This window comes from Streptomyces sp. 8L (assembly GCF_020176795.1).
Taxonomy (GTDB): Bacteria; Actinomycetota; Actinomycetes; order Streptomycetales; family Streptomycetaceae; genus Streptomyces.
On the sequence record NZ_JAIUKE010000267.1, the window covers coordinates 1 to 14,461 of the forward strand.

Consider the following 14,461-nt stretch of genomic DNA (forward strand, 5'->3'; position numbering starts at 1 on the left):
GCCCCGGCGTCCGTACAGCAGGCGCGGACGTCCGCGCCGTCCGCGGGCCCGGGGCGTCAGGCCGGCGGCCCCCCCCCCCCCCCCCCACCCCCCCACCCCGGGCCCGGCGGGGTCCGGGACGGCGGGAACGGAAGGGACGGCGGGAACGGAAGGGACGGAAGCAGCGGCGGGAACGGAAGGGACGGAAGCAGCGGACGGAAGGGGAGGGGCGGCAGAGGGGGCGGCGCCGGCGGTGGGAACGGCCGGGACGCCGATGGCCCGGACCGCGTCCGTGATGTCCGTCGCGATGCCCCGCAGGGGCCACTCCTCCCGCGCCGCGACGCCGCTCGCCAGGCTGTCCCGCACGACGGCGTCCCGGACGGAGTCCGTGAGCCGCGTGGCCGTCAGCGCGTGGTCGAGCGCCTGCGAGACGGTTTCCGGCGAGTCGTAGGAGTGCGCGAGGAACCGCCGGTACTCCGGGGTGACGGCAGCGGGCGGGCGCGGCGGAGCGGGCGCAACCAGCACCATGCCCGCCAGACCGCGCGGCTGCCGCGCGGCGGCGAGCTGGCACACCTTCCCGCCCATCGAGTGCCCGACGAGGACGAACCTGTCGAGGGCGAGGCCCGCCACGACGGCGAGCAGGTCCGCGGCGAGCTGGTCGAGGCCGTACGGACCGGGCAGCGCCCGCGAGGAACCCCACCCGCGCTGGTCGAAGCGGACCGTCGCACGGCCGGGCGGCAGCTTCGCCACGACCGCGTCCCAGGTGCCGGCCGAGCCGCCCCAGTAGTGCGCGAACACCAGGGCCGGGCCCCGGTGGCCCTGCCTGTACACGTCGATCGCACCCCCGCTCACGGGAACGCTGGTGATTGTCGATTCCATCGTCATGGTTGATCCTCCCGAGGAAGCACACCCGCACGAGGAGCGGACCGCGCGGGCGGAAACCGGCTCCCGGACAGCGGGGATTGCGTTCTCCACGCTACGGTTGCGACCCCGGGGGCGCATGGTCGAAAGGGGCGCGGTTCTTGTGGAAAACGGTCATCTGCCCGGTGTTCGGCAGGTCCGCTACCTGCCGCCGCCGAGCGCGGGCTTCGGCGTCGAGGTGCTCGGCTTCGACCGGCTGCGGGCCATGGACCCCGGGCACGGGCGCGGTGCGCTCCAGCGGCCGGACTTCCACGTCCTCGCCCTGGTGCGCTCCGGCGCCGGGCGGCACACGGCGGACTTCGTCGACCACGCGCTGCGCGAGCGGAGCGTCGTATGGGTACGGCCCGGTGTCGTACACCGCTGGACCGATGCCGAAGGAGTGGACGGGCCCCTCATCCTGTTCGAACAGGACTTCCTGGCCGGGACGGGCATCGCGGTGGAAGCCGCCCAGGACCCGTTCGCACCCACCACCTGGCGGCTGGACGAGGCGCGCTGGGAACTCGGCCTGCGCGCCGCCGACCATCTGGGCCACGAGCACGCCATGTCGGTGGCGCGTCCGGCCCTGGCGTCACCGCCCGTCCTCGCGCACCTGCTTGCTGCCCTGGTGCTGCGGACACTGCCGCCAGAACCCGCCCCGCGGGCCGGGACGGCCGCCGGCGACCGTACGGTGTTCCGCCGCTACCGTGCCGCCGTCGAGGAGCAGTTCGCCCACCGGCACCGCGTCGCCGACTACGCGCGCGGGCTCGGCTACAGCCCCCGCACCCTGGCCCGCGCGGTCCGCGCCGCGACCGGCATCGGCGCGAAGCAGTTCCTCGACCAGCGGCTCCTGCTGGAAGCGCGGCGTCTGCTCGCGTACACCGACCTGCCCGTCGCCCGCTGCGCCGAGCGGCTCGGGTTCGAGGACGCCGCCAACTTCACCACGTTCTTCCAGCGCCAGTCCGGCTCGCCGCCCAGCCGGTGGCGCGCCGGACACGGCGACCGGTGAGCGCGTACCCGGTCCCGGGCCGCCCGCGAAGACCGGGGGGCCCGGCGCCCCGGGGTTGACCTCAAGTGCGGTTGAGTCTCCATGCTGGGGGACGTCGATGTCGGTACCGGAGAGGAACGGCCATGAGGACGCTTGTACTGGGAAGGATGCCCGCCAGGGTGGCGGAGGTGCTGGCCACGCTGCGCGCGGACGGCTTCGACGCGGAGGGGACGAGTACCGACGAGGAGGCCGGGAAACTGCTGGCGACCGGGGAGTTCGGCGTGCTGATCATCGGCGGGGGAGTGGAGGGGGACTCCCGTAAGGCGGTCAAGGCGCTCGCGGCGGAGCACGGGGTGCGGCGGGTGCTCGACGGCGCGCTGACGGTGCCCGTCGACGACTGCGTACGGCGGGAGTTCGAGCCGCTGATCCGCGAGGTCGCAGCGGAGGGGTGACGGTTCAGCCGCCGAGCGCCGACCCGGTCCGCGGGGTGGCGCGGCTGCCCGGCGGGCTGACGGCTCGGCCCGCCAACTCCTCGGCCGCCCGGCGGGCCGACGGCTCGGCGGACCGGCTGCCCCTTCGGTCCGGCTGTCCCGACGGGCCTGGCCGCCTGGCCGCCCGGCCGCCGGGCGAGCGCGGCTCCCAGCTCCCCCGGCCGCCCGGCCGTCACACGGCCGCCGGTTCAGTGCGCGGCGGCTTCCCGGGCCGCCGCCGCGGTGGCCCGCGGTGCCGTGCGGATCATGGACCAGGAGACCGGGGGGAGTTCGGCGGACAGGCCGGCGGGCTCGACGCGGTGACGGGCGGAGCCGCGTGGTTCGACGCGGTGCGGTGCTGACCCGGAGTTCGTCGCGAGGAGGTCCCGCCCGCCGAGGACGACATGCTCGACCACCTCGTGTTCCTCGCCCGCCATCCGCACTGCCAGGGCGGCCGTTCGCCGCTCGTCGCGGTTGACCGCGAAGACCGTGGTCTCGCCCGTCCCGGGGACCCGGGTGGCGGTCACGTCGACCGCGGCCACGTCGCCGAGCGTGGGTGAGTGCAGCACCGGTGAGACCGGCTCGACCCGCAGGACCTCGCCGCGGGCGTGCCGGGCGGTCAGCGCGAAGGGGTGGAAGATGCTCTGGCGCCAGGCCCTGGTGCCCGGCTCGGCCCTGATCGGCGCGATGACGTTGACGAGTTGGGCGAGGCAGGCGATGGCGACCCGGTCGCTGTGCCGCAGCAGGCTCATCAGGAGGCTGCCCAGCACGACCGCGTCCTCGGCGGTGTACTCCTCCTCGACCAGCCGCGGCGCGCGCGCCCACTCCGGGTGGTCCTCGCCGGCGGAGCGGCCCTCGTGCCAGAGGTTCCACTCGTCGAAGGCCAGGCGCAGCCTGCGCCGGGAGCGCCGCTTGGCGGCGACGTGGTCGCAGGTCGCGACGACACCCTCGATGAAGGAGTCCATCACCTGGGCGGAGGCGAGGAAGCCCACCCGGTCGTCGCCCTGCTGCCCGAAGTAGGCGTGCAGGGATATGTAGTCGACCACGTCGTACGCCTCGTCCAGTACCTCGGCCTCCCAGGTGCCGAAGGTCGGCATGCGTTCGTTCGAACTGCCGCAGGCGACGAGCTCGATCGCCGGGTCGACGCGCCGCATCGCCTTGGCGGTCTCCGCGGCCAGCCGCCCGTACGCGGTGCCGGTCTTCCGGCCGATCTGCCAGGGGCCGTCCATCTCGTTGCCCAGGCACCAGGTCCTGATGCGGTGCGGCTCGCGTACGCCGTGGGCGATCCGGAGGTCCGAGTAGCGTGTTCCGCCGGGGAAGTTGGTGTACTCCAGGAGATCGCAGGCTTCCTGGACGCCTCGCGTACCGAGGTTGACGGCCATGATCGGCTCGACGCCGGTCTCGCGCGCCCAGGCCATGAACTCGTTGAGGCCGAACGTGTTCGGCTCCACGGAGCGCCACGCCAGGTCGAGGGTCGCCCGGCGGTCCTCGCGAGGGCCGACGCCGTCCTCCCACCGGTAGCCGGAGACGAAGTTGCCGCCGGGGTAGCGCACGGTGCTGACACCCAGCTCCCGGGTCAGTGCGGCGACGTCGAGCCGCAGGCCGTCCGTGCCGGCCTCGGGATGGCCGGGCTCGTAGAGCCCGCCGTAGACGCAGCGGCCCATGTGCTCGACGAACGACCCGAATAGGCGCGGCGGCACCGGCGCGATGGTGAAGGCGGGATCGATGGTGGCGGTGCAGGTGAACACACCTGTCTCCGGATTCTCTCAGAGCAGACGGGCGGACGGGCGGCGGGCAGAGGGACAGGCCAGGAGGCAGAGGGACGGGCGGACGGGCATGGGGACGGACGGTCGGACCGTCGGCCGGGGAGGCGGACGGGCGTACTCGGTCAGACGGAGTCGCCCGTCCCGCGTTCCGGAGCGGGAGGGACGGTGGGGGACTCCGCGCTGCCGCCCGGCACGGGGTGGCTTCCGCAGGACTCGCGGAGCACGAGGTCGAACGGCAGCACGGTGTGCAGGGGTTCGGGCGGCGCCCCGTCGAGCAGGCCGAACAGGACGGCCGCGGCCCTGCGCCCGAGGTCCCGCGCCGGTACGCGGACGGTGGTGATGCCGGGGGTGGTCAGCCGGGAGACGCCGAAGTCGTCGTATCCGGCCAGCGCGACGTCCTCGGGAACGCGCAGCCCGCGGGACCGGATCTCCAGCATCGCGCCGTACGCCATCTCGTCGTTGGCGGCGAAGACCGCCTGGAGGTCGGCCATGCTGTCCAGCACCTGCCGGGCCCCCGCCCGCCCCGACTCCTCGCTGAAGTCGCCCACCGCGAGGGTGTGGGTGCAGGGCCGCCCCGACGCGGCCAGCGCGCCGCGGAAGCCCTCGTAGCGGTCCACCGCCGTCTGGTGGTCGAGCGGTCCGCTGATGTGCGCGATACGGGTCAGGCCGTGGTCCCGTACGAGGTGCCGGGTGACGGCGGCGGCTCCGGCGACCTCGTCGACACCGACGCTCGCCGCGTGCGGCAGGTGCGGGAACCGCCCGATGAGCACCACCGGCAGGGCCGCGTCGACCATGCGGTTCACGTTCGGGTCGCTGACCGAGGCCGAGGCGACGATGGCCCCGGAGGCGGCCTGCGAGCGCAGTACCCGTTCGTAGGCGGCCACACCGTGGGTCTCGTCGTGGTTGGTCGACACCATCAGCGCGGCGTCCCGCGCGTTGGCCTCGGCGGTGACCCCGACCAGCAGGTGCATGAAGTAGGGGTGGCCGAAGACGTGCCGGCCGGTCTGGGGCACGACCATGGCGATGGACTCCGCACGGCCCGCGCGCAGCGCCCGCCCCGCGGAGTTCGGTACGTAGCCGAGCCGGGCCGCGGCGGCCCGCACGGCCCGCTTCCTCGGTTCGCTGATGCGGGGATGGTCGGACAGGGCCATGGACACCGCGCTCTGCGAGATGCCGACGGCCGTCGCCACGTCCTTGAGTGTGACGCCGGCCCGCCTGCCCGCTGTCATCGCCGACCCCTTCCAGATGACCGGTTCCCGCCCGTGCCCGTCCCGCCCCGTCCCTCTCCGGCCGACGGTCGGCCTGCGGCCGGCCAGGAGCCGCCCAGGAGAGCCGCCCGGGGTCCAACTGGAGCCGGTCAGGAGGCGATCGGTTGCTTCAACGTTTCAGCGACTTGGACGCTAGGTGCCGACTGGCACCGCGTCAAGCCCGTGAACCACCCCTATTTCAGGGTGGTTTCACTCTCATGAGGGGTTGACGGCAGGACCGGTCGTCCCTAGCTTCGGAGCGCTGAATCGTATGAGCAGAAGGCTCGGCGCCGGAACGCCGCCCGGCGTCCGCTCAACGTGACCGCTGACCGCTGACCGCTGACCGCGCACCTGCTCGCCCGCTCATCGCTCGTCGTACGTCGCTCCTCGCAGATCGCCCGCTTCTCACCGCCCCGTGTGCGTGGTGCCTCATCGCCGCGCACCCGTAGGTCCGCGGCACCGCCGCGGGCGTACGCACCGCCTGACTCCCCACGGAGAAAGGGTCGACGATGACCGAACATCCACCAGCCCGATGGCGCGCGGCACTACGGCGCTGTCGCAGTGTCCTGCTCGCCCTCGGCGGGGTCCTGGCCCTGACGACGGGCCTGCTCCTCGCCACCACAGGGCCCGCGAGCGCCGCCGCCTCCCTGCCCTGCGACATCTACAGCGCGGGGGGCACGCCCTGCGTGGGCGCCTACAGCACCGTCCGCGCCCTCTACACCTCGTACGACGGGAGCCTCTACCAGGTCTCCCGTGTGCAGGACGGCGCCACGCTCGACATCGGGCTCCTCGCGCCCGGGGGTTACGCCGACGCGGCGGCCCAGGACGCCTTCTGCAACGGTTCCACCTGCCTCATCAGCAAGATCTACGACCAGTCGCCGCGCCACAACGACCTGCCCGTCGCGGGCGCGGGCACCGCGGGGGCCGCGGACGTCGGTGCCCTGGCCAACGCGCTGCCGGTCACCGTCAACGGCCACGCGGCGTACGGCGTCTACGTCCCGCCGGGGGTGGGATACCGCCATCCCGTCGGCTCGGGCGTCGCGACCAACGGGCAGGCCGAAGGCATGTACATGGTCGCCAGCGGTACGCACGCCAACCGTGACTGCTGCTTCGACTTCGGCAACGTAGAGGCGGCGGAGAACGACACCGGCGCCGGCCACATGGACGCGCTCAACATGTCCCTGGCCCACGCGTGCGACCCCTGCCGGGGCGACGGGCCATGGGTCCAGGCCGACCTGGAGAACGGCATCTTCCAGGCGGACACCAACCCCCACAGCGTCAACGGCGGGAACTCCAGCCCCTTCGTCACCGCGGTGCTCAAGAACAACGGCCAGACGTCCTTCGCGCTCAAGGGCGGCGACTCGCAGTCCGGCGGCCTCACGACCTGGTGGAACGGCGCCCTGCCGCCGGGTTACGCGCCCATGCACCAGGAGGGCTCGATCGTGCTGGGCACCGGGGGCGACAACAGCAACAGGGGGATGGGCTCGTTCTTCGAGGGCGCGATCACCTCGGGTTACCCCTCCGACGCCGCCGACAACTCCATCCAGACGAGCATCCTGGCCGCCGGCTACTCGGGCGACACCGCCGGGGTCGCACCGTCGACGATCAGCGCCCCGGGCGGCAAGTGCGTCGATGTGACCGGAGACGACGTGGCCGGCAAGACCGCGGCCGTACAGATGTGGGACTGCCAGAGCGGCTCCACCGACCAGCGCTGGACCCACGACTCCGACGGCTCGCTGCGCACACTGGGCCGCTGCCTGGACATCAACGGCAACGGCACCGCCCAGAACACGCAGGTCGAGCTCTACGACTGCAACGGGGTCGGCGGGCAGAAGTGGGTGCAGCGGGACGACGGCTCGCTGTTCAACCCGCAGTCGGGGCGCTGCCTCGACACACCGAACGGCGCGACCGCCAACGGCACCCGGCTCCAGATCCACGACTGCAACGGGACCGCCGCCCAGGCCTTCACCGTCAACGGCGGCTCCACGGTGACGGGACCGGCCAAGAAGTGCCTGGACATCGACGGCGACGACGTCGGCGGCAACGGCAGCGCCGCACAGCTGTGGGACTGCCAGTCCTACGCGCACGACCAGCACTGGACCCACACGTCCACCAACAGGCTGACGACGCTGGGACGTTGCCTGGACATCGTCGGCAACGGCACCGCACAGCACTCCCAGGTGCAGCTCTGGGACTGCGACAGCGCGGGCGGCCAGGTCTGGGTGCAGCAGGCCGACGGCTCCCTGCTCAACCCGCAGTCGGGACGCTGCCTCGACGCCCCGAACAGCGCGACCGCCAACGGCACCAGGCTCCAGATCTACGACTGCAACGGCACCGGCGCGCAGAAGTTCGCGCTGGGCTGACCGGAGCGGCCACGTACCGGGCGCGGCCCAGAGGCGCGCCCGGTACGCCCGTCGCATCCGTCGCGCCCGTCGGACCCCTCGCGACCGACGTCCTGTCTCCTCCTACAGCGGCACGCGCAGAGGGCTCTCTCCGGCGCGCCACGCCGCCAACAGGCGTGCGGAGAAGCGGTCTTCCAGGAGGAGTGTGGCGCCGATCCCGAAGAGCACGTCCTTCTCCAGGTCCGGCTCGTCCGCGAGCAGCCCGCCGACCACCTCGTGCCGCATCAGCTGTTCGTGCACCGCGTCCGCCTCCACGTGTTCGTCGTGGAAGCGGACGGCCGCCGGGCCGGCCCCCGTGCGGCGCATCGCGTCGGCGAGCCGCCGCGAGCCGGGCGACGACGTGACTTCGATCGTCGCGTAGTGACCCACCAGCGCACCGCGCAGCGAACGGTGCAGGCCCAGCAAGGACATGAGGTTCGCCACGGCGAGCATCTCCGCCGGGCAGGCCGGCACGTAGTGGGCGTACGAAGCGTCGAGGCCGAGGTCGCTCATCAGCTCGGCGAACAGGCACTGGTGCATCCGGCCGGCCCGCGCCGCGCCGTACTCCTCGTACTCCACGGCCACCATCGCGGCTTTGGCGCGCCCGCGCAGCCGGGGGACCACCCACAGGTGCGGGTCGGCTTCCTTGAGGTGGTAGACCGAGCGCAGCGCCGCGTGTTCCCGCAACTGGCCGAGTGTGCCCTCGCGCGCCAGGTGGTGGCTCACGCTCGTGCCGTCGTCGCCGACGGGTTCCACCAGGAGCCCGGCCAGCGCCTCGTCGACCGACGCGGCGGGAAGCCGCTGGGCCGCGTCGTCCCGCAGGGCGCCGAGGAACACCCTCTCCATGGCCGCGCGCAGCCGAAGCAGGTCGGGGTCCCACTCGTACTCGTCGTCGACGCCCGCGAAGCCCCGGTAGTGCAGCTCGTAGCAGACGTACAGGGCGAGTTGGAGGTCGTCGCCGTAGGGGTCGGCCTCCGCCGCCAGTCGGTGGGCCTCCGGCGGTACGCCGTGGCCGTGCCGCAGCAGTCCGGTCACCGCGCCCGACAGCGGCCCCCTGGGCTCGGGCGGCGGCGCCGACCCCGCCCTGTCACCGACCGTCATCGCCCGCCCCCGCCCCCCGCCGGTGACGGTGACGGTGACGGTGACGGTGACGGTGACGGAGACGGTGATGGGGAGGGAGACGGTGTGCCGGACGCACCGGCCCTCGGCTGCCGGGAGCGGCGCCGGTGGCTGGTGTCGCACCACGGGTAGCGGCGACTGCGCCGGCAGGTGCATACCGCCACGGCGGGGCGGTCCGATCGGACGACGGAGCCGTCATCGAGCGTGACCTCGACCGGTCCTTCCATCACCAGGGGGCCGCCCGGGTCGATCGTGACCCGGTGGGCGTCCTCGGGGGGAGTGTTCATGGAGTACCTCCGGGAGGGCCTGCCGATGTGGTGTGCCGGGAGTGACGGGTGTGCCGTGCTGCTCGGGAGTGGTGGGCTGCGCTGTCCGGGAGTGCCGGGCTGCTTGCCGTGGCGCCTTTTCGACCCAGTGTGATCGGCGTGACCCGAGTGCCCCGTGCGCCGCGTCGCACACCTCCGGGCCGGGGCCCGAGGACCGGGCCGGCCTTTCCCGCGCTCCCGGACTTGTCGAATATCGATATGCTCCGCTAGCCTCGGGCATATCGAAAATCGATGGGGAGGGGTGCCATGAACACGCGACTCACGAGGACTCTGGCCTCGGTGGCCTTCGCGCTGGCCGTACTCAGCGCGCTCGCCTTCATCGGCACGGGGGTCACGCACATGCTCGACGACGGGGCGGTGTGCGTGCGGACGGGCTTCTGGGCCAACGCGACCCTGGCGGACCATCTGCCGGTCGGCGCGGGGGTGGAGTCGTCGAGCAGTGCCGCGCGCCTCTGCCAGAACAGTCCCTCCGTGGGGCAGCGCGCCGCCGACCTCGGGGGCGAACTGCCCTGGCTGCTCTTCGCCTCCCTGGCGCTGCTGCTCTTCTCCCGGCTGCTGCGGGCCGTGCTGCTGCGTGGACCGTTCACCGAAGCGGTCTCCCGGCGGCTCACCGTCCTCGGCTGGTTCGTCGCCGTGGGCACGCCGCTGGCCGGCCTCGCCGTCGGTTGGTCGCAGTCCTGGCTGGTCGGCAGCATGGCGCCGATCGTGGGTTCGGGCCCGACGGTCTCCGGCTCCCTGGTGCTCATCCTTCCCGGCCTGGCCGCTGTGATCATGGGGAAGATCATGCGCGAGGGTGTGCGGATGCGAGAGGACCTCGAAGGGACCATCTGATGCCGGAAGAGGAACCCCACGCGATCCGGGTCCACCTGGACGGACTTCTCGCCGAGCGCGGCATGACGCTCACCGAGCTGTCCGCCCAGGTGGGGATCACCGTCGTCAACCTGTCCGTGCTCAAGAACGGGCGGGCCAAGGCCATCCGCTTCTCGACGCTGTCGAGGATCTGCGAGGTCCTCCACTGCCAGCCGGGAGACCTGATCACCCACGATCCGGCCGATTCCGCCGGCTCCGCCGGCCCCGCCGATTCCGCTGGCCGCGCCGATTCCGCCGACCCCGCCGATTCCGCCGACTCCTCCGGCCGCGCCGAGTAGGTCCGGCCCGCGACGGGGCCGGCCCGGCTGGGTGCGCCGGGCCGCGCCCGGTCTCCGGAGTGCGTCGCGGCCGACGTGCGCGGACCTCCTTGCCCGGACGAGTGAAGACCACGCCCCGGGGTGGACGGTCTACGCCCCGGCGTGGCGGGCCAGGCCGTCCAGGATGAGGGCCAGGCCCCCCTCGAACGCCGACGCGTGATCGATCGACGGCATGCCGGGCGGAAGATCCGCGCCCTCGCGCGGGCCGGTGTCCGCCTGTTCCTCCAGGACGCTGCCGACCGTGAAGCGGCCGGCCGCGAGCATCGCCGTCCGAGCGTCCTGTTCCGGCACCCCGGAGGCGACGAGGAAGTCCATCTTGCGGCGAATCCGGTCCAGGTCTCCGGTGGGGATCGTGCCGGCGTGCAGCCGTGCGCCGTCGCGGCGCATCAGCAGGGTGCGCCGGAAGCTGCGCGTGTTCTCCAGGAACCAGTCGCGCCAGTCGTCGTCCGGCGCCGGCAGCGGCGCGGTCGCGTGCGGTGCCATGGCGGCTGCCGCCATGGCGTCCAGGAGATCCCTCTTGGTTTTGAAGTACCAGTACAGCGAAGGCTGCTCGACGCCCAGTCGCCTGGCCAGCCGCCTCGTGCTGACGGTGTCCAGGCCGACCTCGTCGAGCAGGTCGAGCGCCGCTGCGACGACGGTCTCGCGGTTCATCTTTGTCACGTTGACAATCTATCGCCGATAGATGACCGTGGAAAGGAATCATTCACCGATAGATTTTGGAGGTCGGCATGGCGCTCGGCCCGAGAACCCGGTCCCTGCGGATACTCGTCGCCGGTGGAGGGGTCGCGGGGCCCGCCCTCGCCTTCTGGCTGGCCCGGGGCGGCCACCGGGTGACCGTCGTCGAGCGCTTCCCGGCGCTGCGGGCCACCGGGGCCCAGGTCGACCTCAGGGGCCAGGGCATCGAGGCAGTCAGGCGCATGGGGCTGCTCGACGCCGTCCGCGGCCAGCTGGTGGACGAGGCGGGCGTCGCGTTCGTCGACGCCCGCGGCCGGGCCAGGGCGACGATCATGGCCAACACCTCGGGAAAGGGCCGGCAGACCCTGACGTCCGAGTACGAGATCATGCGGGGCGACCTGGTACGTATCCTCCACGACGCGACGAAGGACGACGCCGAGTACGTCTTCGGCACGCGTGTGGACGGCTTCGAGCAGGACGGGCCCGAGGTCGTCGCACACTTCTCCGACGGCACGTCCGGCACCTTCGACCTGCTGGTCGGCGCCGACGGGCAGGGCTCGCGCATCCGGCGGGCGATCCTCCCGGAAGGCTGCGACCCGTACCGGCGGATCGGCATCCACATGGCGTACTGGTTCATCCCGCGGATCGCCTCCGACAGCAACATCCGGGACACGTACATGGTCCCGGGCGGCCGCCAGATCATGCGCAGGAGCCACAACGCGACCGAGACACAGGTGTACTTCGCCATGCGGGAGGACTCCGAGGAGGCCTCTGCGATCCATCAGCAACCCGTCGAGCGCCAGAAGGAGTTCTGGGCCCGCAGGTTCCGCGGCGCCGGATGGCAGACCGAGCGCTTTGTCGAGGGCATGAGGGGGAGCCCGTTCTTCTACTCCCAGGAGATCGTCCAGGTGCGCGCCGACACCTGGTCCCGCGGCCGCGTGGTCCTGGCCGGTGACGCCGCGCACTGCGCCTCCCCGTACAGCGGCATGGGAATCTCCGGCGGCCTGGTCGGCGCCCACGTCCTGGCCGGCGAGATCAACCGGCACCCCGACGACCTGCCGGCCGCGCTGGCGAACTACGAGACCGTGCTGCGGCCCTTCGTCGACGAGATCCAGGCCCGGGTGAATCCGCGCGTGCTGCGGCTGGCCATGCCGGTGAGCCGGAGCGCGATCGGCGCCTTCCGGTCCGCCACCGCGCTGGCCTGCTTCCTGCGCGTCCCCGATTTCGTCGCCCGCCACGCGAAGGAGGACCGCGGCGGAGACTGGCGGCTCCCCGGCATCCCGGCGCCGCTTGGCCGTGTCTGACAAATCCCGCTTGGCCCGCGACGCCTGGCACGCACTCTCGCTGCGTTGTCGGAGTCGGCCAAGTACGTCCAGTACGAGGCCGATCCTCCGCCTTGCGACAGCACGCACCAGACGCCGCAGGCCCCGCCCTCCGGGCGGACGGCGCTATTTGTCAGACAAGGCCTTGGCCCGCTCCGGACGCGGGAGGGGTGACGGCCGGCCGGCCGTCGCGATGGCGCCGCCTCCGGGGCTCCTCGCGGTGCCCGACCGGAAGCCGGAGGGAGGCGCGCCGGCGACCGGTCGTCCGCCACCGGGGAGGCGCGCCGGCGACCGGTCGTCCGCCACCGGTGGGGCGCGCGGCTGTGCGGCCGTTCGGCCCGGGCCGCCGAAGCAGTCCGTGCAGCGCTGTTGACAGCGCCGAAGCCGTACCTGTTTTATCGGCTCGTCAGTTTGGTTTCGTTTGATTGTGCTCGGTTAGCGAACAGCGCCTGTCCGTCCGCCCGTCACCCCGCGATGACCCGACCTGTCCCTCCTCGCCTTCCCCGCGTCACGCCGACCCTCCTGCCTGCCTTAGCCGTCAGGGCTGCCGGACGCTACGGGCGGGCCGTACGAGCACCACGTGCCACTCACCCGGGGCCCGGGGACCGGTACAGGCAGTCAGCCCATCCCCTGTTTGATTCTGTGACTTCTCCTGGGAGGCTCCGTGGACGCCGCCGAAGCGCTCGACCGGCTCGCCACGGTCGGGGACCACGCGCTGAAGGTCCGCGAGGCGCTCTCGCCGCTGGACGACCCGGCGGCCGTGCGGCACGTTCTGCTCGTGCTCTCCGGGTCCCGGGGCGGGTCCAGCCTCCTGTACGAACTGCTCGCCCGCGGCGGCGACATGGCGTCGCTCGCCGGGGAACACGTACCGTTCTACCGGCTGCACGGCATCGACGCCCCCGCCGCTCCGGCGCGCGACGACCGCTGGGGGGCGGCGGACCTCGACGGGGACGGCGACCGGGCCCTCAAGGTGTCGCGCGCCCTGCTCGGCGAAGCGCGCGTCGGACGAGGGCGCGTCGCCCCGGGGGACCGCTCCGCCGCCGCTCTGAGCGCGCTGCGCCTCGCCCTCCAATGGCCCGAGATCGGGCTGGGGTTCGAGGAACTCTGCGAAGCCTTCCAGTGCGCCGCACGCGAACTGCCGCCGGACGCGACGTCCGACGGGAACCACCGCGCCGTCCTCCTGCGGGTCATCGACCGGTTGCGCACCGCGGGCCACCGCGTGGACGCCGGCTACCACGACGTCCCCGCCCGCGCGCGCGCACGCCGCCCCGACGGGCCGCCCCGCCCGGGATTCTGCGTGGAGGAGCCGCCGTTCGTGTGCCCGGCGCCCGGCCGCCTGCCGGCCCCGGCCGAACTCGGACACGTCCCCCTGCTGCTCAAAGCCCCCCTCGACGCGTACCGGCTGCCCCTGCTGAAGCGGATGTTCCCCGCAGCGCGGTTCACGGTCGTCCACCTGACGCGCAATCCGGCGGCTTCGGTGAACGGGCTGTGGGACGGGTGGCGGAGCAACGGGTTCTTCTCCCACCGCGCCACCGACCTCGGGCAGCCGCTGTCCATCCCGGGCTACACGCGCACCGGCGCCCCCTGGACCCGGCACTGGTGGAACTTCGACCTGCCCCCGGGCTGGCAGCGCTACGCGCACCGGCCGCTGGCCGAGGTCTGCGCCTTCCAGTGGGCGTCGGCCCACCGGTACGTCCTCGCGGCGCTCTCCGCACCCGAACCGCCGCTGCCGATCCGCGCGCACGTACGGGTGCGGTTCGAGGATCTCGCCGAGGGGGCCGAGGGGCGTTCCCTGGTGCTGCGCAGGGTGCGGGAGGCCGCCGGGCTGCCGGCCGGCGGCCCGGACGGGGACCCCGGTCCCGCGCCCCTGGTCATGGCCACCCGGGCGCCCCGGCCCGGACGCTGGCGGGAGCGTGCGGAGGTCGTCGGACCCGCCGTCAGGCGCCCGGAAGTCGCCGAGGTGGCACGGGCGCTCGGCTACGATCCGGCGGCCGAGGAGGCCTGGACATGACCGGCGCGCCCCCGCCCGTGCCTGCCCCCCCCGAGCCGGGCCCCGGCTCCACGGCCCCGCCGCCGGACGGTGCGGGCCACACCCCCGCGACCA

At 73.2% G+C, this 14,461-nt stretch carries 12 protein-coding genes and 1 pseudogene; 7 read left to right on the plus strand and 6 right to left on the minus strand.

What is annotated here, in order from left to right; genetic code table 11:
- On the minus strand, positions 1-858 hold an 858-nt coding region (locus LCE31_RS21910; RefSeq protein ID WP_225016719.1), incomplete at its 3' end, for an alpha/beta fold hydrolase.
- A gap of 145 nt (positions 859-1,003) precedes the next feature.
- On the opposite strand from LCE31_RS21910, the gene LCE31_RS21915 reads away from it, so the two are divergent.
- The gene (locus LCE31_RS21915) at positions 1,004-1,885 is read left to right on the plus strand and encodes a helix-turn-helix domain-containing protein (RefSeq protein ID WP_225016720.1); all 882 of its coding nucleotides are present in this window, start codon (positions 1,004-1,006) and stop codon (positions 1,883-1,885) included.
- Between the two features lie 122 nt (positions 1,886-2,007).
- Complete coding sequence (locus LCE31_RS21920; protein ID WP_225016721.1) at positions 2,008-2,316, plus strand: hypothetical protein; 309 nt, start codon at positions 2,008-2,010, stop codon at positions 2,314-2,316.
- A gap of 227 nt (positions 2,317-2,543) precedes the next feature.
- Here LCE31_RS21920 and arfA read toward each other — a convergent pair whose 3' ends face one another.
- Together arfA and LCE31_RS21930 are read right to left on the minus strand one after the other, a co-directional pair.
- Positions 2,544-4,082 (minus strand): arabinosylfuranosidase ArfA, encoded by a 1,539-nt coding sequence (arfA, locus tag LCE31_RS21925; protein ID WP_225016722.1) that lies wholly within the window; start codon positions 4,080-4,082, stop codon positions 2,544-2,546.
- Positions 4,083-4,222: 140 nt separating this feature from the next.
- A complete protein-coding gene (locus LCE31_RS21930; RefSeq protein WP_225016723.1) occupies positions 4,223-5,329 on the minus strand; it encodes a LacI family DNA-binding transcriptional regulator in 1,107 nt (368 codons plus the stop codon).
- 527 nt (positions 5,330-5,856) lie between these two features.
- On the opposite strand from LCE31_RS21930, the gene LCE31_RS21935 reads away from it, so the two are divergent.
- Positions 5,857-7,710 (plus strand): arabinofuranosidase catalytic domain-containing protein, encoded by a 1,854-nt coding sequence (locus LCE31_RS21935; RefSeq protein WP_225016724.1) that lies wholly within the window; start codon positions 5,857-5,859, stop codon positions 7,708-7,710.
- 102 nt (positions 7,711-7,812) lie between these two features.
- Here LCE31_RS21935 and LCE31_RS21940 read toward each other — a convergent pair whose 3' ends face one another.
- Both LCE31_RS21940 and LCE31_RS21945 read right to left on the minus strand, forming a co-directional pair.
- Positions 7,813-8,829: an iron-containing redox enzyme family protein gene (locus LCE31_RS21940; protein ID WP_225016725.1), complete on the minus strand. Its 1,017-nt coding sequence runs from the start codon at positions 8,827-8,829 to the stop codon at positions 7,813-7,815.
- The gene (locus LCE31_RS21945) at positions 8,826-9,134 is read right to left on the minus strand and encodes a CDGSH iron-sulfur domain-containing protein (RefSeq protein WP_225016726.1); all 309 of its coding nucleotides are present in this window, start codon (positions 9,132-9,134) and stop codon (positions 8,826-8,828) included. Before LCE31_RS21945 ends, LCE31_RS21940 begins: the two co-directional genes overlap by 4 nt.
- Before the next feature lie 285 nt (positions 9,135-9,419).
- On the opposite strand from LCE31_RS21945, the gene LCE31_RS21950 reads away from it, so the two are divergent.
- Both LCE31_RS21950 and LCE31_RS21955 read left to right on the plus strand, forming a co-directional pair.
- Entirely contained in the window at positions 9,420-10,004 is a 585-nt protein-coding gene (locus LCE31_RS21950) for a DUF2975 domain-containing protein (protein ID WP_225016727.1), read from the plus strand.
- Positions 10,004-10,228: pseudogene (locus LCE31_RS21955) on the plus strand (helix-turn-helix domain-containing protein); the annotation flags it as partial. The gene LCE31_RS21950 and the pseudogene LCE31_RS21955, both read left to right, overlap by 1 nt.
- A 222-nt stretch (positions 10,229-10,450) precedes the next feature.
- Here LCE31_RS21955 and LCE31_RS21960 read toward each other — a convergent pair.
- A complete protein-coding gene (locus LCE31_RS21960; protein ID WP_263632140.1) occupies positions 10,451-11,011 on the minus strand; it encodes a TetR/AcrR family transcriptional regulator C-terminal domain-containing protein in 561 nt (186 codons plus the stop codon).
- 77 nt (positions 11,012-11,088) lie between these two features.
- Between LCE31_RS21960 and LCE31_RS21965 the strand changes: the two genes are divergently transcribed.
- Positions 11,089-12,339: an FAD-dependent monooxygenase gene (locus LCE31_RS21965; protein WP_225016729.1), complete on the plus strand. Its 1,251-nt coding sequence runs from the start codon at positions 11,089-11,091 to the stop codon at positions 12,337-12,339.
- 682 nt (positions 12,340-13,021) lie between these two features.
- Positions 13,022-14,368 carry a sulfotransferase gene (locus LCE31_RS21970; protein ID WP_225016730.1) on the plus strand — a complete coding sequence of 449 codons (1,347 nt, stop codon included), beginning with the start codon at positions 13,022-13,024 and terminating at the stop codon, positions 14,366-14,368.
- Positions 14,369-14,461: the final 93 nt, after the last annotated feature.